The sequence below is a fragment of the Acinetobacter sp. YH01007 genome (assembly GCF_013420425.1).
GTDB lineage: Bacteria > Pseudomonadota > Gammaproteobacteria > Pseudomonadales > Moraxellaceae > Acinetobacter > Acinetobacter towneri.
In genome coordinates this window covers 17,295-42,369 of sequence record NZ_VOYC01000004.1, presented here as the reverse complement: position 1 = coordinate 42,369, position 25,075 = coordinate 17,295, and the positions used below count along the sequence as shown (strand labels likewise).

Annotated in this window: 26 protein-coding genes; 7 read left to right on the top strand and 19 right to left on the bottom strand. The window is 41.5% G+C overall.

The window, feature by feature from the left end; genetic code table 11:
- Positions 1-25: 25 nt before the first annotated feature.
- Positions 26-1,435 carry a signal recognition particle protein gene (gene ffh, locus FTT74_RS02585; protein ID WP_096902093.1) on the bottom strand — a complete coding sequence of 470 codons (1,410 nt, stop codon included), beginning with the start codon at positions 1,433-1,435 and terminating at the stop codon, positions 26-28.
- A gap of 139 nt (positions 1,436-1,574) precedes the next feature.
- Here ffh and FTT74_RS02580 point away from each other — a divergent pair, with 139 nt between their 5' ends.
- Together FTT74_RS02580 and FTT74_RS02575 are read left to right on the top strand one after the other, a co-directional pair.
- Positions 1,575-2,384, top strand: coding sequence for an inner membrane protein YpjD (locus FTT74_RS02580; protein ID WP_004972376.1), 810 nt, complete (start codon positions 1,575-1,577; stop codon positions 2,382-2,384).
- Between the two features lie 316 nt (positions 2,385-2,700).
- Complete coding sequence (locus FTT74_RS02575) at positions 2,701-3,636, top strand: tRNA-dihydrouridine synthase (protein ID WP_179988526.1); 936 nt, start codon at positions 2,701-2,703, stop codon at positions 3,634-3,636.
- A 121-nt stretch (positions 3,637-3,757) separates the two neighbouring features.
- On the opposite strand, the gene FTT74_RS02570 is transcribed toward FTT74_RS02575, so the two are convergent.
- The 14 genes from FTT74_RS02570 to acnD form a co-directional block, all read right to left on the bottom strand.
- Positions 3,758-4,825, bottom strand: a complete 1,068-nt coding sequence (locus FTT74_RS02570) for a DUF1176 domain-containing protein (protein ID WP_179988525.1) — start codon at positions 4,823-4,825, stop codon at positions 3,758-3,760.
- Between the two features lie 146 nt (positions 4,826-4,971).
- On the bottom strand, positions 4,972-5,313 hold the full coding sequence (locus tag FTT74_RS02565) for a YegP family protein (protein ID WP_004972386.1): 342 nt from the start codon (positions 5,311-5,313) through the stop codon (positions 4,972-4,974).
- A 240-nt stretch (positions 5,314-5,553) separates the two neighbouring features.
- Entirely contained in the window at positions 5,554-5,895 is a 342-nt protein-coding gene (locus FTT74_RS02560) for a zinc ribbon domain-containing protein YjdM (RefSeq protein WP_004972388.1), read from the bottom strand.
- Positions 5,896-5,988: 93 nt separating this feature from the next.
- Complete coding sequence (locus tag FTT74_RS02555) at positions 5,989-6,354, bottom strand: DUF488 domain-containing protein (RefSeq protein ID WP_004972391.1); 366 nt, start codon at positions 6,352-6,354, stop codon at positions 5,989-5,991.
- 115 nt (positions 6,355-6,469) lie between these two features.
- Positions 6,470-6,847, bottom strand: coding sequence for a ribonuclease E inhibitor RraB (locus FTT74_RS02550; protein ID WP_004972392.1), 378 nt, complete (start codon positions 6,845-6,847; stop codon positions 6,470-6,472).
- Between the two features lie 185 nt (positions 6,848-7,032).
- A complete protein-coding gene (locus FTT74_RS02545; protein ID WP_179988524.1) occupies positions 7,033-7,965 on the bottom strand; it encodes a DUF5660 family protein in 933 nt (310 codons plus the stop codon).
- Between the two features lie 281 nt (positions 7,966-8,246).
- A complete protein-coding gene (locus FTT74_RS02540; protein WP_179988523.1) occupies positions 8,247-8,912 on the bottom strand; it encodes an RluA family pseudouridine synthase in 666 nt (221 codons plus the stop codon).
- A 165-nt stretch (positions 8,913-9,077) separates the two neighbouring features.
- Positions 9,078-9,791: an SIMPL domain-containing protein gene (locus tag FTT74_RS02535; RefSeq protein ID WP_096901554.1), complete on the bottom strand. Its 714-nt coding sequence runs from the start codon at positions 9,789-9,791 to the stop codon at positions 9,078-9,080.
- Positions 9,792-9,910: 119 nt separating this feature from the next.
- Positions 9,911-10,162, bottom strand: a complete 252-nt coding sequence (locus FTT74_RS02530; protein WP_004972400.1) for a DUF6868 family protein — start codon at positions 10,160-10,162, stop codon at positions 9,911-9,913.
- Positions 10,163-10,726: 564 nt separating this feature from the next.
- The gene (locus FTT74_RS02525; RefSeq protein ID WP_136144743.1) at positions 10,727-11,299 is read right to left on the bottom strand and encodes a DUF4126 domain-containing protein; all 573 of its coding nucleotides are present in this window, start codon (positions 11,297-11,299) and stop codon (positions 10,727-10,729) included.
- Between the two features lie 107 nt (positions 11,300-11,406).
- Positions 11,407-11,550, bottom strand: coding sequence for a hypothetical protein (locus FTT74_RS02520; RefSeq protein WP_096901556.1), 144 nt, complete (start codon positions 11,548-11,550; stop codon positions 11,407-11,409).
- A gap of 130 nt (positions 11,551-11,680) precedes the next feature.
- A complete protein-coding gene (locus FTT74_RS02515; protein WP_136144745.1) occupies positions 11,681-12,100 on the bottom strand; it encodes a type II toxin-antitoxin system VapC family toxin in 420 nt (139 codons plus the stop codon).
- Positions 12,100-12,330, bottom strand: a complete 231-nt coding sequence (locus FTT74_RS02510; RefSeq protein WP_004972406.1) for an antitoxin — start codon at positions 12,328-12,330, stop codon at positions 12,100-12,102. Before FTT74_RS02510 ends, FTT74_RS02515 begins: the two co-directional genes overlap by 1 nt.
- Before the next feature lie 296 nt (positions 12,331-12,626).
- Entirely contained in the window at positions 12,627-15,233 is a 2,607-nt protein-coding gene (acnD, locus tag FTT74_RS02505; protein WP_096901558.1) for a Fe/S-dependent 2-methylisocitrate dehydratase AcnD, read from the bottom strand.
- 256 nt (positions 15,234-15,489) lie between these two features.
- On the opposite strand from acnD, the gene FTT74_RS02500 reads away from it, so the two are divergent.
- Positions 15,490-16,212: a folate-binding protein YgfZ gene (locus FTT74_RS02500; protein WP_004972410.1), complete on the top strand. Its 723-nt coding sequence runs from the start codon at positions 15,490-15,492 to the stop codon at positions 16,210-16,212.
- A gap of 186 nt (positions 16,213-16,398) precedes the next feature.
- Positions 16,399-17,205, top strand: a complete 807-nt coding sequence (locus FTT74_RS02495) for a tetratricopeptide repeat protein (RefSeq protein WP_131260788.1) — start codon at positions 16,399-16,401, stop codon at positions 17,203-17,205.
- A gap of 102 nt (positions 17,206-17,307) precedes the next feature.
- On the opposite strand, the gene FTT74_RS02490 is transcribed toward FTT74_RS02495, so the two are convergent.
- A complete protein-coding gene (locus FTT74_RS02490) occupies positions 17,308-18,240 on the bottom strand; it encodes an AEC family transporter (RefSeq protein ID WP_096901559.1) in 933 nt (310 codons plus the stop codon).
- Positions 18,241-18,363: 123 nt separating this feature from the next.
- Positions 18,364-19,500 (bottom strand): NADH:flavin oxidoreductase/NADH oxidase, encoded by a 1,137-nt coding sequence (locus FTT74_RS02485; RefSeq protein WP_179988522.1) that lies wholly within the window; start codon positions 19,498-19,500, stop codon positions 18,364-18,366.
- Between the two features lie 288 nt (positions 19,501-19,788).
- On the opposite strand from FTT74_RS02485, the gene mutM reads away from it, so the two are divergent.
- On the top strand, positions 19,789-20,649 hold the full coding sequence (mutM, locus tag FTT74_RS02480) for a bifunctional DNA-formamidopyrimidine glycosylase/DNA-(apurinic or apyrimidinic site) lyase (RefSeq protein ID WP_179988521.1): 861 nt from the start codon (positions 19,789-19,791) through the stop codon (positions 20,647-20,649).
- Positions 20,646-20,924 carry a peptidylprolyl isomerase gene (locus FTT74_RS02475; protein WP_004972420.1) on the top strand — a complete coding sequence of 93 codons (279 nt, stop codon included), beginning with the start codon at positions 20,646-20,648 and terminating at the stop codon, positions 20,922-20,924. Before mutM ends, FTT74_RS02475 begins: the two co-directional genes overlap by 4 nt.
- Before the next feature lie 91 nt (positions 20,925-21,015).
- Here FTT74_RS02475 and mscL read toward each other — a convergent pair whose 3' ends face one another.
- On the bottom strand, positions 21,016-21,450 hold the full coding sequence (gene mscL / locus FTT74_RS02470) for a large conductance mechanosensitive channel protein MscL (protein ID WP_004972423.1): 435 nt from the start codon (positions 21,448-21,450) through the stop codon (positions 21,016-21,018).
- Positions 21,451-21,649: 199 nt separating this feature from the next.
- On the bottom strand, positions 21,650-23,488 hold the full coding sequence (typA, locus tag FTT74_RS02465; RefSeq protein ID WP_179988520.1) for a translational GTPase TypA: 1,839 nt from the start codon (positions 23,486-23,488) through the stop codon (positions 21,650-21,652).
- 172 nt (positions 23,489-23,660) lie between these two features.
- On the opposite strand from typA, the gene FTT74_RS02460 reads away from it, so the two are divergent.
- Positions 23,661-25,031 (top strand): uracil-xanthine permease family protein, encoded by a 1,371-nt coding sequence (locus tag FTT74_RS02460; RefSeq protein WP_004972426.1) that lies wholly within the window; start codon positions 23,661-23,663, stop codon positions 25,029-25,031.
- Positions 25,032-25,075: the final 44 nt, after the last annotated feature.

Sequence of the window (25,075 nt, the reverse complement as noted above, 5' to 3'; positions counted from 1 at the left end):
TTTGATTCTAAGATGTTTTTAACAATTATTTCTTGGTTGGGTCGTTGCCACCAAACAATGGCCCCATACCGCCGCCACTGAATTGCTTTTGTAAACCGCCCAGTGAACGCATCATTTTTGCCATGCCCGATGGATTGGCAAATTTTTTCATCATTTTTGCCATTTGTGCATGTTGCTTGATCAACTTATTCACTTCTGACACATCCATACCACAACCCGCAGCAATACGTTTTTTACGGCTTGGATTCATCAGGTCTGGGTTACGACGCTCTTTGATGGTCATCGACTGGATAATCGCTTCCATCTTTTTCACTTGCTTTTCAGGATTGGCTTGCGCAATTGCATCTTGAATACCTGAGTTGCTCATGCCAGGCAACTTGTCTAAGAAGCCCATCATGCCGCCCATTTTATTCATTTGTTCAAACTGCATCAGCATATCTTCAAAGTTGAAGCTGCCGCCTTTTTGCAGTTTTTTCGCCATTTTTTCGGCTTTTTCTTTGTCGATTTTACGTTCAACTTCTTCGACCAAAGACAGCACGTCACCCATGCCCAAAATACGTTGTGCAACACGTTCTGGGTGGAATGGCTCTAGGGCATCGAGTTTTTCACCCATCCCCAAGAATTTAATTGGTTTACCCGTAATCGCACGAACTGAAAGTGCTGCACCACCGCGCGCATCACCATCAGTTTTAGTAAGGATTACACCTGTTAATGGCAAGGCATCATTAAAGGCTTTGGCTGTATTTGCCGCATCCTGACCCGTCATGGCATCAACCACGAACAAGGTTTCAGTCGGTTTAATCGCTGAATGTAATGCCTTGATTTCATCCATCATGTCATCATCGACGTGCAAACGACCTGCAGTATCGACAATTAACACATCAGCAAACTGAATTTTTGCCTGTTCGATGGCACGGTTGGCAATATCGACAGGGTTTTCATTGGCATTTGAGTCAAAGAAAATTGCGCCAACTTCGCCTGCAACCGTTTGTAGCTGTTTAATTGCCGCAGGACGGTAAACGTCGGCAGACACCATCGCCACTTTTTTCTTTTGACGTTCTTGTAAGAAACGTGCCAATTTTGCTGCAGTGGTGGTTTTACCCGCACCCTGCAAACCTGCCAATAACACCACAACCGGTGGCTTGGCAGCAAGGTCAAGGCTTTCATTGGCCTCGCCCATCATTTTTGTGAGTTCGTCATAGACAATTTTGACGAACGCCTGACCAGGGGATAACTGAGTCATCACTTCCTGACCCAATGCCTCTTCCTTAACTTTCGCGATGAATTCACGAGTTACAGGTAACGCCACATCGGCTTCAAGAAGTGCCATACGTACTTCACGTAACGTATCTTTAATATTGTCTTCGGTTAGCTGCCCTGAGCCAGTAACATTTCTTAAACTCTGCGTGAGTCGTTCTGTTAAGGTATCAAACATTGCAAATTCCGCTTAAAATAGCCATTAGCAAAAAAATGTTTCTTTAAAATAGAAAATTTATGCACAAGATGCTATAGGATACTGTAGTTCGCATCGAATTTATATAAATGAATATTCATCATCCTGAAAAAGGTTTGACATGATCAGTCTCCCCTTGGTTTATACGATTTTAGCATTAATCGCTTATACCAGTTCTTTTTGGTATTTATTTTCACATTTAATGTCTAAACGTGCGCCAAATCACTGGTTTATTCGTTCTCTGCTCAGTTTGGGCTTATTGCTGCATGCTGCCGTGTTGTATAACGATATGTGGACGCCGATGGGTGTCAACTACAACGTGTTTAACCTAATGTCATTTACTGCGGGTTTAATGTTGTTATTGAGCTTGCTGTTCAGCAGTTACCGACCTGTAATTGCGCTAAATTTGATTGGTATTCCTGTAGCAGCAGTGGGTTTAATTGCAGGTTTTTCATTCAGCCAACATAATTTATTTATTAACCAAAACTCGATTGGTTTAGATATTCATATTATTTTATCGCTGTCTGCTTATGCCGTATTGTTGATGGCGACCATTCATGCCGTGCTCATGTGGTTTCAAAACCGCGAACTGAAAAACAAACAAAAACGTCGGGTTTGGGTAAATTTGCTGCCGTCTTTGCAAGATATGGAATCTTTGCTGTTTGATATGTTGATTGCAGGTTTTGCCTTACTCACAGTCGCACTAGGTTTTGGTTTCTTTACGGTAGAACATTTCTTTGCACAGCATTTAGCACATAAAACTGCCTTTAGTATTATTTCTTGGTTTGTCTATGGGTCGTTGTTACTTGGGCGTTATAAGTTTGGCTGGCGTGGACAAAAAGCGATTCGCTTTACCATTATTGGCTTCTTTTTATTGGCGCTCGGTTTTATTGGTTCTAAATTTGTGTTGGAAATGATTTTGAGTAAGTAAGGTGTTTTTATTTTGCTCATTCAAAGTGTAGGATGATCAATTATTTAATAGCATAGTCGAGGGGGAATGGGCTGTTTAAATTAAGCCAATCATTTAAATGATTTCTAACGATGTAAGAACTCAATTAAAAGATCTAGTCTAGGATGCACATCAACTGCATGGACTAGATAAAACTTGAGATACAGATCACTGTGTCAAATAAAACAGCTTAAATACCAGAACCTTAGCTACAACCACTTCAATTCAAAACCCTTTTCCTAGACAACCCACAGAAAAAAACGTATAACTCCACTTTTGTTTGAACTGGCAGCATCTTGTGAAACTGATTCTTGCACCCATGGAAGGCTTAACCGACCCCATCATGCGTGATGTAATCACGTCTGTAGGCAGTTTTGACTGGTGTGTAACAGAGTTTATTCGGGTCACAGACAGCATTTTGCCAGACCATATCTACCACACCTATTGCCCAGAACTACTCACCAATGGCAAAACTGCGGCAGGTACGCCTGTGCATGTTCAGTTTTTGGGGAATAATCCTGAAATGTTAGCCGCCAATGCAGCCAAAGTTGCGGCTATGGGTGCACCTGCAATTGATATGAACTTTGGCTGCCCTGCCAAAACAGTCAATCGGCATCGTGGCGGTTCAGTTTTACTCGATGAACCCGAAGTAGTATATGAACTGGTTAAAGCGGTTCGCGATGCCGTTCCTGCTCATATTCCAGTTTCTGCCAAAATGCGTCTAGGCTATATGGATCGGAACTTCATGCTAGAAAATGCGCACGCCATTGAAGATGCAGGCGCAGCATGGGTTACAGTACATGCACGTACCAAAGCCGATGGCTATACGCCTCCCGCATTTTGGGATCAGCTACGTCCTATTCGTGAAGCCTTGAAGATTAACGTCATCGCCAATGGTGAAATTTGGAACAATGCCGATGCCAAACAATGCCAGTTAGAATCGGGCTGTGAAGATTTGATGATTGGCCGCGGTGCAGTCACCACTCCAGATTTGACCCAATGTATTCGTCAAAATTCAGACCTGCCTTTGCTGAGTTGGCAAGATTTGCTGCAACTGCAAATTCGCTTTATTCACGGCCCTGCCAAAACTGAAATTGGCATGCTAGGACGTTATAAACAATGGCTCGGTATGATGTCGAAACATTACCCCGAAGCCAAAGCTTTATGGGATGAAATCAAGCGTCTGAAAAAGTTGGATGAAATCATTGAAAAATTAGTCGCACACGCGACTTAAACAGTGCATCCAGCGAGCTCCAGATTTATCTAAAAAATTTCAGCTTTTATTAGGGTCTGCTCAGTTTTAGCCTACAGCACAAGCCATTTATGAAATGTCAACAGACCCTAGTGAATGTCATTTATTCAACCTTGCTGACAAAGCTTGGCATTTCCCATGCACTGCCTGCAAAACCTTTGCATTGTCCTGCATCGAATTGATAGCTTTTGACAAACTGCTGACCATTCCACGCCCACTCAATTTGACTGAAACAATCGCCAATTCCACGCCCTTTTTGATAGGCAAAAATCTGTCCATTGCTAAATTCTGAAGCAGAATCAGTTACAAATTGCTGTATCTTTTGCAGTTTTTTATCCATAACCCAATAAGCCACACCCCAATTATAAGCCCCTCGCCAACAGCTTGCCTCAACCAACACGCTATCTTGATTTAAGGGATAAGTATGAATCTGCTGTTCTGCTTGTTCAGGTTCAAACAGCATATAACAATCTTCACGATCTACAGTTTTTTGTAAAATTGGATATAACTTTTCTGCACTGGCCGCGGTAAGCACCTGTGCTTTGGCGGTTCGGTGTTGAGGCTGCATGAGAATGTTAATTTTAGGCATCGCTTGCGCTTTTAAGACCTGCGTGGATGCTTGATTGCCTTTTGCCAATATTGCGGAGTCTGTACCCACACGTTTTTGAAATTCATCCATTTTTAGCAACACTGCACTCATGCCTGCATCAGACAATTTCCAGCGTTGTTGACCATGTTTTAACTCGATCACGACATGCTGACGCGCCTGCGCCAACAGCTTTTGCACACTGGCAGCAGATAAATTGGCGATACTTTCATGAAAGTTTAATTGTTGCAAAGTGCGTCCATTTAAAAATAAAGTCGCTTGAGCAATATCTTCTTGAATTTGCAATTGCCCTTGTACAGCACTCTTTGCACCTGCTTGACGGGTCAATAACATACTGATCGGTTGTTCAAAATCATCATCGCTTTGGTAGCCTGCGGCACGGCAGGTTCCTGTATTATCACAGGCCAACTCCCAATCTTGATGCTGAAAATACAGTCCTTGCAAAGCAGTCGACTGGCTTGAAGCAATCGTTTTTTCAGCAGTGATCGGTGCTGCAAAAATACCAACACTACCGAATAAACCACTGATCGCCAGCAATATTTTTAGATTGCATCTGAAATTCATAATCTTCGCAACTCCTGAAATGGTCATCTATAATTCAACGGCTCAATCAAAGCTAAATTTAGCACCTTGCCTACTCAGCTCAATAAAAAAGCACGCCAGAGCATGCTTTTCTAATGCAATTGAACATCAAGATTTAATGTAAAAAATTACGATTCCTGTGTTAAATCCTTGACCGTGGTGCTTGCGCCATTGGTTTTCACTGACTCAATTCCTTTGTCACGTGATTGTTCAGAAGTATAGAGCTGACTCGTACCAATAATCTGATGGTTGGCAGCTTTTAAATTAAAATACGGCTTATCATTCTTAGATGTCAGTCGATCATAACGCCCATCATCCTGACTGTTCTTTTGTACCGAAGCGATGCCATTTTTTGCCGATGCTTTCGCCTTATACTGTTCACTGGTTAAGATAATTTCGCCATTCCCAGCTTTAAGTACAAAGCGGTACTGACCATTGCTTGCTTGTGAAATCTCAAACCATCCTGACATACTTGCCCCCAGTTTTCTTATGAGTGGTGAAGTGTGTTGTTGAATGATGCTAGGCTTTAAACTGCCTAAAAATTATTCTTTTCACTTAAAATATAAAGGACTTAGGCACAAGAAAACAGTATTAATTTTGTACACTCTTAAAGTTATTGTTGCTCAATTTGAATACTAAAATACTTTTATAAACTCCATAAAAAAGCGCAGGCAACTCAAGTCGCCTGCGCTGTTGAAATCTGCTTAAACTTAAGCTTTTTTCACATATTCAGATTTTAATTTCATAGCCCCCATGCCATCAATCTTACAATCAATGTCATGACCATCTGCTGCATCTGGAATTAAGCGAATATTTTTCACTTTCGTTCCCACTTTTACAGCAGCCGAAGAACCTTTAATCTTCAGGTCTTTAATCACAGTCACCGTGTCGCCATCTGCCAACACGTTGCCGTTTGCATCTTTAATCACAGCAGCAGTTTCTTCTAGCTGTTCCCCTTCTTTCCACTCATGTGAGCATTCAGGACAAATCAGTAGGTCGCCATCTTGGTAAGTGTATTCTGATTGGCATTTTGGGCAATTTGGCAAAGACATAAAAAACCTCAAAAACTATATTATAGCATTTTTTACTGAATTTTCATAAACTTAAAATCCTTATAAAGCACAAGGATAATCAAATAAAACTCTTTAATTGGACTGTGCTAAGCGTTGCAGCATCACGCGTTTTAATACCACTACATGATTGTGCTGCTCATCTTTAGCTGCTGTGACCAGAGTGATTTTTTGCTGCTGTGCCAGTTCACACAACGCCTGTAAAGCCTCTTCTTGCTCTGCTAATTCAGCTATATAACGCTGCTGAAACTCATCCCAATGTTGTTCAGGGTTTTGATGATACCATTTACGCAGCCCAGTCGAAGGCGTAATTTCTTTGGGCCATAAGTCAATACGAGCGCGTTCTTTACTCACACCACGCGGCCATAAACGATCAACCAACACCCGTGTTCCATCTGCCTGAGTCGCTTCAAGATAAGCGCGTTTCATTGCAATATCCATATTTGCACCTATGCATCTTTTATGATGACGTCATCAGCGCCAAAGTTTTAGGCAGCAGATTATGTATCACAAATAAAAAAGCATGTGATCAACACATGCTTTTCAGATACCCGATTTAATCTTCGTAATCGTCTTCGTCTTCATCATCGTAGACGTAAGCCATACAGCCCCAGCCATCGTATTCACCGCCATGTTCTTCAGCAATTTTGCTGAACCATTGCTCTAAATCGACAATGTCTGAATACTCTGGTTCCATGTAAACATAAATGGTAATGATCCATTCAACTGCGTCAGATTCTTCATCTTGGAATAATGAAATTTTTTGTTCTTCGGCCAACAAATACAAAGCACATTTTTCAGCTTGTTCTTGTGTGGTAAAAGCGATGGAGTACTCAATCTCATGTGGCTCTGTCAGGTCATCCCCATCTTCATGCATTTGCCAAAGTACATTGCCATTATCATCATCAGGGAATTGTTCATAGTCACGTGTCATGCGAATATCCTTGTTATCTTTTTAGCCAATATATATCTGGCAAGTGACAAAATAGTGAATTCAACATAGCACAAATTTGCCCGAAGGACTCAATTTTCATCTCGTTTTACACTGACTTTAGTCTGAATTACCTAGAAGCTTGCTTTTACATGACACTACAATTGCTTTAAGCATTTGCAGCCAGTTTAATTTGTGGCATCTGACAAGATGCTTTCCTGTTTAAATGCCAACAGTAAAGCAGCAAACTTTAATTCTTCTTGTCGAAGTGTTAAGTAAGAGTCTAGAATTTTTGCGTGTCCAAATGCAGCCGCATAATGATTCAGCAAAGTAAAATCATCCTGCAAAGCTTGAAGCGATTCAGCCAGATTATGTTCAGTCAGCTGCGCCAAATATAAATCTGCTTTACTATTAAATGCTTGAGCCAGCAAAGTCACTGCCGCTAGACGGCGTTGCTCATCGACAAAAGCACAATGCGCAACTTCTTGATTTTTGACCGCATCTTGAATCTTGTGTCGTACTTGCTGCAGGTGTTGTGCTGCATCACTATAGCCATAACCTTCAATCAGATCATCCAATAGCTGCTGTGCAGGCAACTGAAAAGCAGGCGTATGATGTTCAATTTTATGATACAGCGCGGTCATAACCTGTTCGAGTTGCTGACGTTCTTCAACCAAGTTATAAAAAGCACCCAATTGATCTTGTGCTGTTTTAAGCGTTTTGGCTTTGGTTTTTTGCTCATGCTCGGCTAAAAAATCTCGAACTTTTTCAACTTGTTGCTTGCACTGCTCCCGCGTATTTTCCGCTTCGGATTTAATCATTTCTACAAACATTTCTACTTGTTGGCGACGTTCTAATACATATTGCTCAACGTCTAAAATATGTTGATAGTGCTGCAAGGTTTCTAAACGACCTTTTAAACTGCCTATTTCGATGCGTAGCATGGTGAGCTGATGCTCTAATTCATTACTTTCTAACTCATCGGACGCCAAATTGGAGCGAGTGCGGTCTAAATTGCTTTGTAAAGATTGAATGCTGGCAGACAACTCACGGCGGCGCTGAGATTGCCAAAAAATAATCACCACCAAAACAATAATGATTGCACCCAATATATACAGCATATAACTTCTCCCACCCGCATTGGTCTGCCATATTTTGAAAAACCATCTTCAGTTTTTAAAGACGCTTTCTAACCCGCTTTGACAGCCCACCACACTCAAAAACACAAAGTTTTAAAACAGCGAGTTATTCACATCCTTTATTTATGCCAAGGCAAATGAATAACGACAGCTCTAAGGATACGTTAGCGAGTTAGCGGCACGAAGACTATCCCAATTTTTGAGTATTTTCACAAAAAAATTGAAAAATATGCGCCTGTTAGAAAAATTGAATCCAAAAATCTCTAAAAAGGAAGCTGTGCTCGAATTGCAACAGGAACTTGGCTTAAAGGTTGCGTGAAAGCCAAATAACTGGCATGCAGCGCCATCCGACCTAAAGTGCTTTTTTTCGGTTCAGGATGATATAACTTATCGCCTGTAATGGGATGTCCAATATATTGCATGTGTACTCGTAACTGATGTGAGCGCCCTGTAAGCGGGGTGAGCAATACACGGGTAATATCTTCAACCGCACAATATTCCAAAGCCTGATACAGCGTTTGCGCAGGCTTGCCTAAATCGAAATGCACAATTTGGCGTGGACGGTTTTCCCAATCGGTAATTAAAGGCACATCGACACTGCCCTCACCTTCAAGTTTGCCTTGAATTAAAGCAATGTAGTTTTTTTCTACTGTTCGCGCCTGAAACATTTTACTCAATGCGACTTCTGCATCACGATGCTTGGCGAACATGAGAATGCCTGAGGTCGCCATATCTAAACGATGGGCAATTTTTGCCTGAGGATAATCTGCGAGTACTCTTAAATATGCGCTGTCCTGATGTTCGGGCAAACGCCCAGGCACCGACAATAAACCTGCGGGCTTATCAATCACCAATAAATCGTCATCTTCATAGACAATTACTAAGGGATCTTGTGGAGGTGCATAAATAAAGTTGTCGTTTAAAGCCATGAACATACAGCATACAAAGCGGTGCGGGCAAAATATCAAGCACAGCCCGAACTGTCAATTCAGTCGGGCGATGTACTTTTTAGTGTAAAGATTTAGATTTTAAATTGGCTGAGTCTGCCAAGCTTAATCTGTCAAACTTAGTCTGCGAAACTTAGTCTGCCAAACTTAGTCTGCTAAATAGTATTCCACCGTAGACACCACACGTACTTTTTTCAAATATGGCGTGTTGCTGTCACGGTCTTCAATACTAAATACGCCCTGATTGGCCGATTTAATTTTGCCTAAACGACTGTCAGAATCTGCAGCAAATTTTTCTGCAACACTGCGGGCATTTTGTGTGGCTTGCTCAATCATGGCAGGTTTGATGTCATTTAGTTGCGTATATAAATATTCGGTGCGTTGCCCGTAATCCTCACCGCCAAAGGCAATTCCATTTTTACCTAAATCGACCAAGCGACTTTGTGCGCTGCGCACTTTATCAATATTTTTGGTATAGACCGTAATGGTTTGATGTGCGGTATAACGTAAAGCAACATTACCATCGCCACCATATTGCTGGGCGTATTTATCGGTAATTACAGGTGCCGCAATGGTAATTTCTTCAGAACTAAAACCTTCATTTTTTAAAAAGTTTTGAATTTGGGAGGTTTGGCTTTGCATGGTGTCGTATAGCGCTGCCAAGTCTTGACTGGCAGTACTAAAACGAATTGGCCACACCGCCACATTGGCTTTTACTTCTCGTTCAGACAAACCTTTGACTGAAACCACACGCTCATATTGTTTAATTTTGAGTGCGCTATTGCCCAAAATCCAACCCGCGATAACCATCCCCAAACAAATTAGACCGCCTAAAATCAGTGCAGGTTTAAATTGATTCATGTTTGCCAACTCCTCAAATTGCGGGCTTTTCGCCTCTATTTCAATGACCGTGTGTTTTTAATGTACTGTCTAAAGCGGTTGTTTCTATGCTTTTCGATGCTTGTTTATAGAGTTTTAAATTAAGGTCGCATCATATACAGCGCAATGAGTGGCGCAATATTCAATAGCAATACCCCAATTTTATAGACTGCCATGCCGCCATAATGAATGGCATCAAAACTTGCATCTGACAATTTGAACCATCTGCCATGTAACTGTCGCAGCCAGTCATGCGCGAAAATCACCACCACAAACCACAGCATTAAAATGGCATAGTTAATCAGTGCGCAGGTCAGTAATAAACGACACCAAAAATCGTAATCAACACTCATATCACACCTAATTAGATGTAGATGATTATTGCAAATTAACAGATTTGAATGAAAAATTTGATGGGAGTTTTGTAGCAGAAAGATGGTTTAAAATTCATTTAAGCTTTTATTTTGTCTGGATTTTATTGTCTTGATCTTGTTTTGTTTTTTATATTTTTAACAATATTCTTTAGGGTGTTAGGGAAAACAACTGTGGTTTACTTCAACTATCATGCTGGATAAGCCATGATCTTATAGCCTATAAACTTCTGGTTTATAGCGTCCTAAGCCGAATCGAGACCTTTTGGGTAAGTACTACACGCACGTTGTACGCAACTGGTAGCAATCTACTCTTTTCGATCCCCATCACACCCTTGAGATATATAGTAGTGATTTGAGGATGGGATTGTTTCCCCGTAATGATTTTATTTTGATTAATTTTTAAAATTTTTATCACTTTTTAAGTCATATTTTAAAAAATTTTCCAAATAGACATTTTTTATGCACTTAAATCATCAAATAAAGCTCAAATATTAAATTTATTACCACACTTATTTTTAAAATATTTTCAAACTGACCACAAACCTATGTGGAGGATTCAACAACTTTCTTTTTTCCTCGAATCCAGCGAATTGCCCAAATTAAGGTCAGGAGCACCACAAAAACCACCAATACAGGCACAATGAAGGACAACACTGAAAGTACGGCAGCCCCAATCCACTCTCCTGTAGAAATCACAGGATTTGCAACACCGCCTGTGGTTGCGGTTGATACACCACGTGCCGCAACTGTACTCATTTGCACCACACCTGCTGTTCCACCACCGACAATAATGGCAGAAGCCCAACTGGCAAATTGCGACATTTCGCCACTGCTTACAGCCATTGTGGTGAGTGTACCTGCAATCATGGCGGCAGGCGTTGCAACGGTATCGAGTAAGTTATCAACCCACGGTACATAATACGCAGCAATTTCACTGATTGTTGCCACGGTCAAAGCCAGACAAACAGCAGGCATCGCCAACCATTCAAAACCTTTTAAGGGTTCAAACCAACCCATGAGCGCGGCAACACTCATAACCAATATAGGTACGAAAACCCGAAAACCACTGGCAGCACTTAGCCCAATGCCGACACATAAACCGAGTATTGTTTCCATGTTGTACCTCATTGCCTTGGGTTTTCTTTAGGTAAAATAGCAAAAAGCCCCATCGGGTGATAGGGCTTTAGATTAAAAACAGGATCAGCTGTTTTAAGTCGTGTAGCTTAGGCAACCTTGTTGTTATATTCGGTGCCATGGCATTTGGTACACGGTGGTAGACGGTCTGTACCAATTTCTAAGTAAACGCGATGCCCGCATTGGACACAAAAATAGAAGCCTGTTCCTGGTTTATCACCTGCAGTTACCATCTTTGTTCTCCGTGTGGTTTAGAAATGGTCAATCCAGTATATCTATTCTGTGATGATTGTCTATTGTCCATTTTGACGGGTGATGAGGGCAGTTGGGCGAAGGATGATTTTTATAAAAAATCTAACTCAATTACAAAGGATTAGATACCCAGTTTTCGACTTTTAATCCATCGACACGAGTAAATTCTTTTTCGTTATTGGTGACCATGACCCAATGATTTGCACGTGCATGTGCTGCTAACCATAAGTCATTTGCGCCAATGATCTGCCCCTTAGATGCAAAGTTCTGGCGTATTTCTGCATAATGGTGTGCAACATTTTCATCCAATTCAACCACTTGAATCATTGATGTTAATTCATCTATGACTTTTAAAGCCTTTTCTTTATGTTGACTTTTTTCTGCACCAAAACGTAATTCTCCCAACGTAATGACAGAAATTAATATATTTCGATGCGGAAGATGTTTTTCAAAATACTGACGCACAATTTCAGGTTGGTATTTAATAATGTAAATACAAATATTTGTATCTAATAAATATTGTACTTGCATTAGAACATTTCCCGTTCTTGAGGCGGCAGATCTTCTCTTTCATCTGCATAAAAGTCATTTGGCATTTGGGATAACGCTTTAAATAACCGATCTACCGTGACTGGTTTTTCACGAAGAATCACTTCATCACCACGACGAAAGATTTCAACTTCTTTGCCTTCAAAGCGAAATTCTTTAGGCAATCGAATGGCTTGACTTCGTCCTGTCATAAAAACTTTTGCGGTAGTCATTGGGCTACTCCATCGTTTTTGATACATATCTTATGATAGGTATTTATTGGGTGTTTTTCAACCAAATAAACTTCTACTTTTAAATTTTATTGTTTTTGATAACTGCTGATTTTTTGAATGAAAGATACTTTTTAGAAAATTAAGTTAGGTTTACAAGGAGTTTGCTGTTTAATTCACAATATATTCATCTTCCAAAAAAAAAAGACCTCACTTAACAATGAGGTCTTTTCTCAACAATAATCATTCTCTAACATTTCTTTAAAGAAGAAAAATTAAAGAAGATTCTTAAAACATCATCAAGCCACATTCCCTTCCAAGAAATCCTGCGCAAAGCGTTGCAATACACCGCCCGCCTCATACACAGATACTTCTTCTTCGGTATCTAAACGACAAGTTACTGGCACTTCAATTGTTTGGTTTTTACCATCATCCGTTGAACGCTCAATCACCAAAGTCAAAGTCGAACGTGGCGCAATATTACCAATCACGCTATAAAGTTCCGTACCATCCAAACCTAAAGTTTTACGGTTAACACCCGCTTTAAACTCAAGTGGCAATACGCCCATACCCACCAAGTTGGTACGGTGAATACGCTCAAAACCTTCAGCCACAATCGCTTCCACACCCGCAAGACGCACGCCTTTTGCAGCCCAGTCACGGCTTGAACCCTGACCATAATCTGCACCCGCAATAATAATTAACGGCTGCTTACGGTTCATATAAGTTTCAATCGCTTCCCACATACGCATTACTTCGCCTTCTGGCTCAACACGCGCTTTAGAACCTTGCTTAATTGTGCCGTCTGAACGTACCACCATTTCATTAAACAATTTCGGATTCGCCAAAGTTGCACGCTGTGCAGTCAAATGATCACCGCGATGCGTTGCATAAGAGTTGAAATCTTCTTCTGGCAAGCCCATTTTTGCCAAATATTCCCCTGCTGCCGAGTCTAAAATAATCGCATTCGATGGAGATAAATGGTCTGTGGTGATGTTATCGCCCAAAATTGCCAACGGACGCATATTGGCTAAAGTACGTGGCGCAGCCAATGCACCTTCCCAATATGGTGGACGGCGGATATAAGTACTTTGTGGACGCCAGTCGTAGAGTGGACTTTCAGATTTTTCCGACTCTCCCAAATCGAACATTGGAATGTACACTTGGCGGAATTGTTCAGGTTTAACCGATTCTTTCACCAAAGCATCAATTTCAGCATCAGATGGCCAAATATCTTTCAGATAAATCGGGTTACCATTTTGATCTGTGCCCAAAGCATCTTTTTCGATGTCAAAACGAATCGTTCCTGCAATCGCATAAGCCACAACCAACGGTGGCGATGCCAAAAATGCTTGTTTCGCATACGGATGGATACGACCATCAAAGTTACGGTTACCCGACAGCACAGCAGTCGCATACAAGTCACGGTCAATAATTTCTTGTTGAATCGCTGGGTCTAATGCACCAGACATACCGTTACAAGTAGTACATGCATAAGCGACAATACCAAAACCAAGTTTTTCTAAGTCTTTCAGTACGCCTGCTTCTTCCAAATACAATGCAGCCGCTTTAGAACCTGGTGCAAATGATGATTTCACCCAAGGCTTACGCACTAAACCTAACTCATTGGCTTTACGTGCCAACAAACCTGCTGCTACAGTATTACGCGGGTTTGAGGTATTAGTACAAGAGGTAATCGCAGCAATGATGATGGCACCATCTGGCATTAAACCATCAGTACGGTTTTCAACCACACCTGCAATGCCTTTTTCTTTTAAGTCTGCAGTTGAAACACGCGCATGCGGATTCGATGGGCCTGCAATGTTACGAGTTACTGTTGAAAGGTCAAAACGTAATACACGTGGATACTCTGCCTGTGTCATTTCAGATGCCCAAAGACCAATTTCTTTAGCATAAGTTTCAACCAGTTTGACCTGATCTGCTTCACGACCTGTTAAGGTTAAATAGTCGATGGTGTTTTGATCGATGTAGAACATAGCGGCAGTTGCACCATATTCAGGTGTCATGTTGGAAATCGTGGCACGATCCCCCACCGACATGCTATCTGCACCTTCACCAAAGAATTCTAAATATGCACCGACCACACGTTCTTTACGCAAAAACTCGGTTAAAGCCAATACGATGTCCGTTGCCGTAATACCAGCCTGACGCTGACCGACCAACTCCACACCAATAATGTCTGGCAGACGCATCCAAGAAGCACGACCCAACATCACGTTTTCAGCTTCAAGACCGCCTACACCTACAGAAATGACACCCAAAGCATCGGTATGTGGTGTGTGTGAGTCTGTACCCACACAAGTATCTGGGAATGCAATGCCTTCACGGTTTTGAATGACTGGTGACATTTTTTCCAGATTAATCTGGTGCATGATGCCGTTGCCTGCAGGAATCACATCAACATTTTCAAATGCAGTTTTCGTCCATTCAATAAAGTGGAAACGGTCTTCATTACGACGATCTTCCACTTCACGGTTTTTACGGAAAGCATCTGGGTCAAAACCGCCATATTCCACAGCTAAAGAGTGATCGACAATTAACTGGGTAGGTACGACAGGATTCACTTTAGAAGGATCGCCGCCCTGATCGGCAATCGCATCACGTAAACCTGCCAAGTCAACGAGCGCAGTTTGCCCCAAGATGTCGTGACACACCACACGCGCTGGATACCACGGAAAATCATGCTCTTGTTTACGCTCAATCAATTGTTTTAAAGATTGTTCTAAAATTGCAGGGTCACAACGGCGCACTAACTGTTCTGCAAGTACTTTTGAGGTATAAGGAAGTTTGGCATAAGCGCCTGGCTGGATATCTTCAACGGCTTGTCGCACGTCATAAAAATCGAGCTGAGTGCCTTGCAGTGGTTTGCGGTAGTTGTTATTCATCTGGTATTCGCCCTTACTCTATTGTTCTCAACATCTTATGGGATGATTGTTTCCACCCGTCGAAAGCATTGTACGCTGCCAAAAACCCATTTCCCAAATCCTATATATTTCATATACTTAAATATAAAAACAGGGGTTTTTGAAACATTTAATTACATTTTGAGTAAAATTCTTGCCCTAAAAATGCTTTTTTTTGAAAAATAGCGCAAAATTGACCTCATTCTTTAGTCTTAGATTTCAATGTGAAAGGTTATTCATGCGCGATTTAGCTTTCAGTGCTTTAAGTTTAAACGGTGTCGATGCACAAAAATTCCTGCAAGGTCAGGTAACAGTCAATGTCGAAACATTAGCTGAAAATACAACCTGTTATACCGCAATTTGCAGTTTAAAAGGACGCGTTCAGTTTGGCTTCTGGCTTAAAAAAATCTCGTCCGAATGTTTTGAAATCATCAGCACAGCCGACCAAGCCGAAGATTTAGCCAAACACATTAAAAAGTTTGGTGCATTTTCAAAAATGCAGCTTGAAACCATCGGTACGGTTTACCCAACCATTCAGGGCAATCAAACTGAATTTTCAGCTGAAGTGACTGATTTAAACGCATGGCAACTACAAGCGATTGAAACAGGTCAGGCATGGATTCAAGCCTCAACAGCAGAAGTGTTTCAACCGCAGGAATTGCGTTTGCATCAACGAGATGGCGTGCATTATGACAAAGGCTGTTATTTGGGTCAGGAAGTCGTGGCACGTTTATGGTTTAAAGCCAAACCAAAACATTGGTTGCATTTAATTCAGGGTTCAGGCGAAGCACCTGCACCTGCCGCCAAACTGAATAATGATGTGGAAGTGGTGAATAGCATAGCGACTGCAGAAGGTTTTAAAGCGTTGGTGGTTGCCAAACCAAGTGCTTTGGAAGAGTTAGCTGTACAAGTATTGGCTTTGCCTGAACATTTGAATGGCGATGTTGCACGTCCGCAATAAAATAGATTCCACCCGCTCAGGTTAAGGGAGTCGCAAGATTCCCTTCAAATGACAATGAAAAAGCATTCGTACACATTTTTTATATTTACATTCACACTTTTCAACTTATGATGAATGCACCACTGTAAAAACAAAACGCACATCAACGGAATGATGTGTAAAAGAGAACAAGGTACAACTCAAATGATGAAAAAACTACTCATTGCGGGTGCAATCGCCCTATCTAGCAGCATCAGTATGGCAAATAGCAACATTCCAACCGATCCTGCTTTTGCCAAAATTGAACAATTAATTCAAGCCAACAAGGTTAAAGATGCCTATCAGGAATTAGAAAAGCTTGCCAAAACAGGCAATGCGCAAGCCATGTATAACTTAGGCTATTTGACACAAACTGGACAAGGCACAGCAAAAAATGAAAAGAAAGCCATTCAGTTGTATGAGCAATCTGCCCAAAAAGGCTACCCAGTTGCGAGTTATGTTTTAGGCAAAAACTATCTTACTGGCGCACTGGGTTTAAAACAGGATGCTGCTAAAGCCAAACAATATTTACAGACGGCATCCAATCAGGGTTTTAATGATGCCACAGTCGATTTAGCCGTTTTATATTTCTCGGAAAATACGGCAGCATCTGACCAAAAAGGTTTAAAACTATTACAACCTTTAATTGCCAAAGATCATTATCAAGCCATACATGCAAAAGCCTTGTACGAAATTAGCACAGGCTTTAAAAACAAAGATGAAGCACCAATTAAGCAAGGGCTGCAAAGCATTCAAAACTTGGCGCAAAAGGGTTATATTCCTGCACTCATGGCAGTGGGCAATATGTTTGTGAATGGCAATATCGTGCCGCAAAACTTGCCTGAAGCGAAAAAGATTTTTGCCTCACTGGCACAGGAAAATGTAGCGCAAGCCAAAGAATCATTGGCTGTGGTTGAAAAAATGATGGCAGATCAAGCCAAAGCTTCCAACAAGGCAACCGCTAAGAAAAGTTAAGATAGTTTCTTTATAAAAGCTATTAATCAGAGAAATTTTTAAAAAAGTCTGTATCAGCATGGTACAGACTTTTTTTATGATTTGAGCACTTCGATACCGATGCTATAAATACTTACCCGATTGTGTCAATAAAATCGCCACCATCACAAAACCAAAAACTGTACTCAACACCAAGGGGGCTAAGGCTTTTTCATGTAAACCATAGTGCTGCCCGAAAATACCAAAGGCAATTGGCATTGGTAAAGCCGCAAGCAAAGTCCCGACAAATAGCATTTCTCGGTTCACATCTAATGCCCATAAAATTCCAAAAATCGTGAGTGGCATCAGCAATACTTTGAATGCAACCAAAACAATACTTTGCAAATTCACCGACTTGATTTGCATGCCGACCAAACTTCCACCTATCACAAATAAAGCCAAAGGTGAAGCAGTTTTGCCCAACATTTCCAGCACTTGTGCAATAGCTTGCGGCAGTTTGAAATTCAACAATACGCACAGCATACCCAATAAAATAGATAAAATTACTGGATTTTTCAGTAAGCGCTGCACAGTTTCGGCATACACCTGCCAACCTGATTTCGCTGAAGATTGTAGCCCTCGTTCTGCCAAAATCAGCATCAATGCCACAATAATTAAATTTTCGACAATTAAAGTTAAAGACAAATAAATTGCCGATTGACTGCCAATCAACAAAGTCAAAATAGCAGTGCCAATAAACCCTGTATTTGACATTGATGCACCCATTGCCAAGACACTGGCATGGGTTAAGTTTGAATTAAAATAATGCCGATACAGTAAAAAGGCAAAGATAAACAGCAGAATAGAACCGCCACCGTAACCTAAAAAATAAGCGGGATGCCAGATTTCTGACAAACTTTTACTGGCCAATGCCTGCAATAGAAATGCAGGCAACGCCACTTTCATGACAAATTGACCTAGAAACTGAATCGCACTGGTCTCAATAAATTGGCTTCTGACGGCAAAATATCCCAACAGTACTACGGTACAAATGGGAAATAAAATACTCAGTAACACCCTGACATCCTTTTTCAGTGTTGCCCATATTTCTGCATGGTTTTACTGATTTACCTTACACCGAATCCTCCAATAAAGCACGGCAAAATAGTTTAAGTTTCACCTATTTTAAGTGATCCAATCTCAGGTTTCTGCATCACCCTCTATTGGCTTAAACGGCTGGAATAAACGACGGAATCCGTGTGGCTGACATCTTAAATATTGTGGTGCAATCTCAACCTGCTCACCCAATTCTGCCGCAGCATGCCATGGCCAACGTGGGTCATATAAAATGGCACGTGCTATCGCAATTGCATCGGCTTGTTCATATTGCAAAATACCTTCTGCCTGCATCGCTTCAGTAATCAAACCCACCGCAATTACAGGGATTTTTACAGCTTGCTTAATTGCATGAGCAAACGGCGTTTGATAACCCGCATGCACATCAATTTTTTGATCGACATGCAAACCTCCGCTAGACACGTGAATATAAGCCGCACCTAAATGCTCTAGTGCCTTTGCCAAACCCACAGAAGATTCCACATTCCAGCCATCTGCATCATCCATCCAGTCTGTTGCAGAAATTCGCACCCCAATTGGATAGCCTTGTGGAACAGCATTTTGAATCGCTTGAAATACTTCCAATGTAAGGCGAATCCGATTTTCCAAACTGCCGCCATATTCATCTTGGCGGTGATTAGACAGTGGTGACATAAATTGATGCAATAAATAGCCATGTGCGGCATGAATTTCGATTAAGTCAAAACCTGCATCCACCGCTCGCACTGCGGCGCTGGCAAAGTCTGCAATCACCTGTTGAATTTCATCTTGCGTTAAAGCATGCGGAGGATGTTCGTGCGGTTGAAATGGTAACTCACTGGCCGATACAGTCTGCCAACCATGTGCATCACTTGGGCTAAACTGACCTTTGCCCTGCCAAGGTTTATCGGTTGAGGCTTTACGACCCGCATGTGCCAACTGCACAGCAAATGGCATAGGCGATATACTTTTGACTTTATGCAATAGTGCTTTCATCTGCGCACGCTGCATGTCATTCCATAAGCCTAAATCTGCATAACTAATACGTCCTGCTGCCTGCACTGCCGTGGCTTCTACAATACACATCCCTGCGCCCGACAAGGCATAATTGGCCCATTGCTGCTCATGCCAATAGCTCAATTCACCTTGTTCATTGGCAGAATATTGACACATCGGGGCGATAACAATTTTGTTGGCAAGTTGCAGTGATCCAAATTGAATCGGCTGAAAAAGTAATGTCACGCTGCAAGCCCTCATACAGTGCGATTCACCAAAAGCGAATCATTAAATAAAAAAGAAGTAATCACTCAGAATCTGCCATCTGTTTTAGATGGTTTTTCTATAATAGATGTTTAAAAATGATTTATTTATAACGTGTTGTATGGTTTTTGCAAAGCCTGCTTTTGTTTTACACAGAATAATTTTGCGACAGCACACTATGGCTTGTATTCTATGGATAATGCCCAATATTAAGCGCATTACTGTATGTCCTTGCCTGCTTAATTTCTAAAAGCGGATTGAATTTGTACCATGCCAGAATTACCAGAAGTTGAAACTACCAAAACTAGTCTATTGCCGCTACTTGATCAAAAAGTCCTGAATGTAGAAGTGCGTCAAGCCAGTTTACGCTGGCCCATTCCAGACGACTTGCTCAAGCTTAAAGGGCAAAAACTGCTGCAATTGACCCGCAGATCCAAATACATTTTGGCGCAGTTTGAACAAGACAGTATGTTGTGGCATTTGGGTATGTCAGGCAGTTTTCGTCTTTGCGATGCACATGAAGATTTACGCAAACACGACCATCTGATTATTCAATTTGAAGATATGCAATTGCGCTACCACGACCCACGTCGTTTTGGTTGTATTTTATGGCTAGATGAAAGCTCGCAACAGAAACTGATTGATCCACTTGGCCCTGAGCCTTTAAGTGACGCTTTTAACCCCGACTATCTTGCACAGAAGCTCAAAAACAAAAATGTTGGCATCAAAGTTGCAATTATGGATAACCATGTCGTGGTGGGTGTGGGCAATATTTATGCCACGGAAAGTCTGTTTAATTTAGGTATTCACCCTGCACAACCTGCATCATCACTCAGTTTGAAACAGATTGAAAAACTAGTGCTCGAAATCAAACGCATTTTAAAACAAGCGATTGATTTAGGCGGTTCGACCTTACGTGATTACAGCAATGCGATGGGCGAAAATGGCTATTTCCAACAAACCTTGTTGGCGTATGGACGTGCAGGTGAAATGTGTGTGAACTGTGAAACCACACTAGAAAATTTAAAACTGGGCCAACGTGCCTCGGTATTTTGTCCTGAATGTCAGCCTTTGAAAAAAGTACCTACCGCGACCAAAGCTGCAACAAGCAAACGAGGTAAATCAATATGAGAACCGCAATTGTGCGTCATATCTTAGTGAAAGATAAAGAAACCTGTGAGCAACTGAAAAAGCGGATTCAATCGGGTGCTGATTTTGCCAAAATTGCCAAACAATTTTCGACCTGCCCTTCAGGAAAAAAAGGTGGGGAATTGGGTGAGGTCAAAAAAGGACAATTGGTACCCGTCATTGATAAATTAGTGTTTACCGCAGCAGAACGCGTACTACACGGCCCTGTAAAAAGTCAGTTTGGTTTTCATTTGGTAGAAGTAAAGTTTCGGATGTAATTTTTATGCCTTCAGCGCCTCTCCATCCTAGAGAATAGGGTGCAAACAAACGGCGCATAAAGCGCCGTTTGTTTTGATTGCGTATTAAAAATTATTGACGTTTTTTCAATTCATCACGAATTTCACGTAGCAACGCGATATCTTCTGGCGTTGCTGCTGGTTCTGGCGCTGCTTCTTCTTGTTTACGGCGCATACGATTAATCATTTTCACCATTAAGAACACCACCCATGCCAAAATAATGAAGTTAATTAAAATCGTAAGGAAGTTACCATAGGTCAGGACATTTACACCTGCTTTGGTTAACTCATCTAAAGACTGTAAATTGTTTGGGTTATCGCCCAAAACAAAGAACTTTTGTGTGAAATCCACACCACCGCCAGTGATCACAGTAATCAATGGCATGATGATATCTTTCACTAATGAGTCAACAATTTTACCAAATGCCCCACCAATAATCACACCGACAGCCAAGTCGATCATGTTACCTTTTACCGCAAATTCGCGGAACTCTTGAATAATACTCATTTAAATCTCCAGTTTTTTTGACTTTAATTTATGTGACGAAGTATACATTAATTTTATAGCTTCATTTCCACGTAATTTACTCGGAAATCATCTGCTTTTATATATTGGTTTGCTAATTTTAAACAAAAAATGCCATCAATAAATTGATGGCATTTTTAAATTTTGCTGCCCCGCATGAGGACAACATCATTTTTAAAACTTATTTACCAGAACGGTTACGTTTACGTTCGTTTTCAGTCAAGTAACGCTTACGGATACGAATTGACTTTGGCGTTACTTCAACCAGCTCATCATCTTCAATAAATTCAAGCGCTTGTTCAAGCGTGAATTCAATTGCAGGTACCAGTGTCAACGCATCATCAGTACCAGAAGCACGTACGTTTGTTAACTGTTTCGCTTTGGTTGGGTTAACCACCATATCATCTGAACGAGAGTTAATACCAATGATCATACCTTCGTAAACTTCTAACTGAGGCTTGGCGAATAAACGACCACGGTCTTGCAAGCTGAACAATGCATAACCCAAGCACGTACCTTGAACCATAGAGATCAACACACCGTTTTGACGTTTGGCAACTTGACCTGCTTTCATTGGGCCATAGTGTGAGAAGCTTGACGTCATGATACCCGTACCAGAAGTCATGGTCATGAATTCAGAACGGAAACCAATTAAACCACGTGAAGGCACAGTGGCTTCAATACGGATACGGCCTTTACCGTCTACTTCCATATTGGTCATCTCACCTTTACGGTTACCCATTTGTTCCATCACAGCGCCTTGGTGCTGTTCTTCCACGTCAAAAGTCACGTTTTCGTATGGTTCTTGCATTTCGCCATCAATCTCTTTCAAGATGACTTGCGGACGAGATACACCCATTTCGAAGCCTTCACGGCGCATGTTTTCAATCAATACAGAAAGGTGAAGCTCACCACGACCAGATACTTTGAAACGGTCTGGACTGTCAGTATCTTCTACACGAAGTGCAACGTTATGAATCAATTCACGGTCAAGACGTTCACGGATGTTACGTGAAGTCACAAACTTACCTTCTTTACCCGCAAAAGGTGAGTTGTTAACTTGGAAAGTCATCGATACGGTTGGTTCGTCTACAGAAAGCGGCGGTAAAGCTTCTACATTTTTCGGATCACAAATCGTGTCAGAAATATGTAATTCGTCCATGCCTGTTACACAAACGATGTCACCTGCAGATGCAGATTCGATGTCGATACGCTCTAAACCGTGGTAACCCATGATTTTTAAGATACGACCGTTACGTGTTTTGCCTTCTTGGTCAATCACGGTTACAGGTGTATTCAATTTCACAGAACCACGTTGAATACGACCCACACCAATCACACCCACGAAACTATTATAGTCAAGTGAAGAGACTTGCATTTGGAATGGACCATCAACATCAACTGCTGGTGGCTCGACGATATCTACAATTGTTTGGAATAACGGCGTCATATCTTCCGCTAATTCGTCTGGCGCAGGACCAGCAACACCACGTAAGCCTGATGCATATACGATTGGGAAGTCTAATTGGTCATCGGTTGCACCCAAGTTATCAAACAAGTCAAATACTTGATCAATAACCCAGTCTGGACGCGCGTTTGGCTTGTCTACTTTGTTGATGATCACGATTGGCTTCAAACCGCGTGAGAACGCTTTTTGCGTTACGAAACGTGTTTGTGGCATTGGACCTTCTTGTGAGTCAACCAAAAGAAGTACGCAATCCACCATCGACATTACACGTTCAACTTCGCCACCGAAGTCGGCGTGTCCCGGGGTGTCCACAATGTTAATGCGGTATTCAGTATCAGTACGTTTGTCTAACCATTTGATTGCAGTGTTTTTTGCAAGAATGGTAATACCACGTTCACTTTCAATAGCGCCTGAATCCATGACACGCTCAATCTCGCCCGCTCGTTCACCGAGTGCGCCCGATTGTTGTAAAAGTTTATCCACAAGAGTTGTTTTTCCGTGGTCAACGTGCGCAATAATTGCGATGTTGCGGAGAGTTTTAATATCAGACATTTAAATTCAATACGCTATAAATTTGAGGGCAAATTATACAGAAAAATACTAAAGTTTTATAGTGACACTTTATTGACACACACAATTTTTTTTGATGAGTGGCGTGCTTTGGGTTTTGTAAAGCTGTGTAACTCGATTAGAATAGCGCCACTTTTGCAATTTTTTATGACTCATGTCTGATTTAAACCACTCTCCCCACCCAAAAGACCAGCTCGATTTGGTCTATGGTCTGAATGACCGTCCAAAACCATTCATCGCTTTTTTAGCAGCTTTTCAGCATTTACTGGCAATTATTGTTCCAATTGTCACACCAGGTCTCTTAATTTGCTTGGCTTTAGGTGTTTCCAAACAAGATACCAACATGATCTTGTCAATGTCTTTGGTCATTTCAGGCATTGCAACCTTTTTACAATGTAAAAAAGTCGGCCCTTTTGGTGCAGGTTTGCTCATTGTGCAAGGCACCAGTTTTAACTTTATTGGCCCAATCATTGGTATTGGCTCTGCTATGGTCGCCGCAGGCACACCTGTTGAATCGGTCATGGCGGCAATTTTTGGCGTGGTCATTGCAGGTTCGTTTATTGAAATGGGCGTATCGCAAATTTTACCGTGGGTCAAAAAGCTGATTACCCCATTGGTCACTGGTATTGTGGTACTTCTCATTGGTTTGACCTTAATTAAAGAAGGTTTAATCAGTATGGGCGGTGGCTACCAAGCCATGAGCAATAATACCTTTGCCAATACCGACAACCTGATTATGTCGTGTACCGTCTTGGCAATTATTATTATTTTGAACCGCATCAATATCACGTGGATTAAAAGCTCTGCCATTTTAATTGCCTTGGTGATTGGTTATGCAATGGCAGGCATGATGGGTCATCTCGACTTTTCAGGTCTGAAAGATGCCCCTCTGGTACAAGTGCCGACTCCGATGCATTTTGGACTGGATTTCTCTTGGAGCTTATTCATTCCATTGGCATTTATTTATTTGGTGACGTCATTAGAAGCCATTGGTGATATTACCGCGACCTCTAAACTCTCCAATCAACCTGTCGATGGCCCACAATGGATGCAACGCATTAAAGGCGGTGTATTGGTAAATGGCGCTAACTCATTCTTGGCAGGGATTTTCAACACCTTTCCAAGTTCGGTATTTGCCCAAAATAATGGCGTGATTCAACTTACAGGTGTTGCTAGCCGTTATGTCGGCATCTGGATTGCTGCCCTACTCATCATTTTAGGTTTACTTCCTGCAGTTGCAGGTGTGATTCAGGCTGTGCCTCAAGCCGTACTAGGTGGTGCTGTGATGGTGATGTTTGGTGCCGTTGCCGCTTCGGGAATCAATATTCTTTCAGGTGTCGCTTTAGATCGTCGTGCCTTACTGATTATTGCAATTTCATTGGGCTTAGGCTTAGGTGTTGCACAAGTGCCACAAATTCTGGAACACTTACCTGAATTATTCCGTAATATTTTCAGTTCAGGCGTTGCAACAGGCGGTATTGCAGCACTCATTTTAAATATTGTGCTTCCTGAAACTAAAAAGTAATTGCATGTCCAAAAAACACTGTCTGAGCTGAACTTAGACAGTGT

Bases quoted from the DNA above. Each gene is read 5' to 3' on its own strand.
- mscL (WP_004972423.1), bottom strand. From the start codon at position 21,450: ATGAGTATTATTCAAGAGTTCCGCGAATTTGCGGTAAAAGGTAACATG.
- FTT74_RS02555 (WP_004972391.1), bottom strand. From the start codon at position 6,354: ATGGATATTGCAATGAAACGCGCTTATCTTGAAGCGACTCAGGCAGAT.
- mutM (WP_179988521.1), top strand. From the start codon at position 19,789: ATGCCAGAATTACCAGAAGTTGAAACTACCAAAACTAGTCTATTGCCG.
- FTT74_RS02475 (WP_004972420.1), top strand. From the start codon at position 20,646: ATGAGAACCGCAATTGTGCGTCATATCTTAGTGAAAGATAAAGAAACC.
- FTT74_RS02460 (WP_004972426.1), top strand. From the start codon at position 23,661: ATGTCTGATTTAAACCACTCTCCCCACCCAAAAGACCAGCTCGATTTG.
- FTT74_RS02535 (WP_096901554.1), bottom strand. From the start codon at position 9,791: ATGAATCAATTTAAACCTGCACTGATTTTAGGCGGTCTAATTTGTTTG.
- FTT74_RS02495 (WP_131260788.1), top strand. From the start codon at position 16,399: ATGAAAAAACTACTCATTGCGGGTGCAATCGCCCTATCTAGCAGCATC.
- FTT74_RS02515 (WP_136144745.1), bottom strand. From the start codon at position 12,100: ATGCAAGTACAATATTTATTAGATACAAATATTTGTATTTACATTATT.
- ffh (WP_096902093.1), bottom strand. From the start codon at position 1,435: ATGTTTGATACCTTAACAGAACGACTCACGCAGAGTTTAAGAAATGTT.
- FTT74_RS02545 (WP_179988524.1), bottom strand. From the start codon at position 7,965: ATGCTGTATATATTGGGTGCAATCATTATTGTTTTGGTGGTGATTATT.
- FTT74_RS02580 (WP_004972376.1), top strand. From the start codon at position 1,575: ATGATCAGTCTCCCCTTGGTTTATACGATTTTAGCATTAATCGCTTAT.
- FTT74_RS02565 (WP_004972386.1), bottom strand. From the start codon at position 5,313: ATGTCAGGATGGTTTGAGATTTCACAAGCAAGCAATGGTCAGTACCGC.
- FTT74_RS02550 (WP_004972392.1), bottom strand. From the start codon at position 6,847: ATGACACGTGACTATGAACAATTCCCTGATGATGATAATGGCAATGTA.
- FTT74_RS02560 (WP_004972388.1), bottom strand. From the start codon at position 5,895: ATGTCTTTGCCAAATTGCCCAAAATGCCAATCAGAATACACTTACCAA.
- acnD (WP_096901558.1), bottom strand. From the start codon at position 15,233: ATGAATAACAACTACCGCAAACCACTGCAAGGCACTCAGCTCGATTTT.
- FTT74_RS02530 (WP_004972400.1), bottom strand. From the start codon at position 10,162: ATGAGTGTTGATTACGATTTTTGGTGTCGTTTATTACTGACCTGCGCA.
- FTT74_RS02500 (WP_004972410.1), top strand. From the start codon at position 15,490: ATGCGCGATTTAGCTTTCAGTGCTTTAAGTTTAAACGGTGTCGATGCA.
- FTT74_RS02540 (WP_179988523.1), bottom strand. From the start codon at position 8,912: ATGGCTTTAAACGACAACTTTATTTATGCACCTCCACAAGATCCCTTA.
- FTT74_RS02570 (WP_179988525.1), bottom strand. From the start codon at position 4,825: ATGAATTTCAGATGCAATCTAAAAATATTGCTGGCGATCAGTGGTTTA.
- FTT74_RS02510 (WP_004972406.1), bottom strand. From the start codon at position 12,330: ATGACTACCGCAAAAGTTTTTATGACAGGACGAAGTCAAGCCATTCGA.
- FTT74_RS02525 (WP_136144743.1), bottom strand. From the start codon at position 11,299: ATGGAAACAATACTCGGTTTATGTGTCGGCATTGGGCTAAGTGCTGCC.
- typA (WP_179988520.1), bottom strand. From the start codon at position 23,488: ATGTCTGATATTAAAACTCTCCGCAACATCGCAATTATTGCGCACGTT.
- FTT74_RS02520 (WP_096901556.1), bottom strand. From the start codon at position 11,550: ATGGTAACTGCAGGTGATAAACCAGGAACAGGCTTCTATTTTTGTGTC.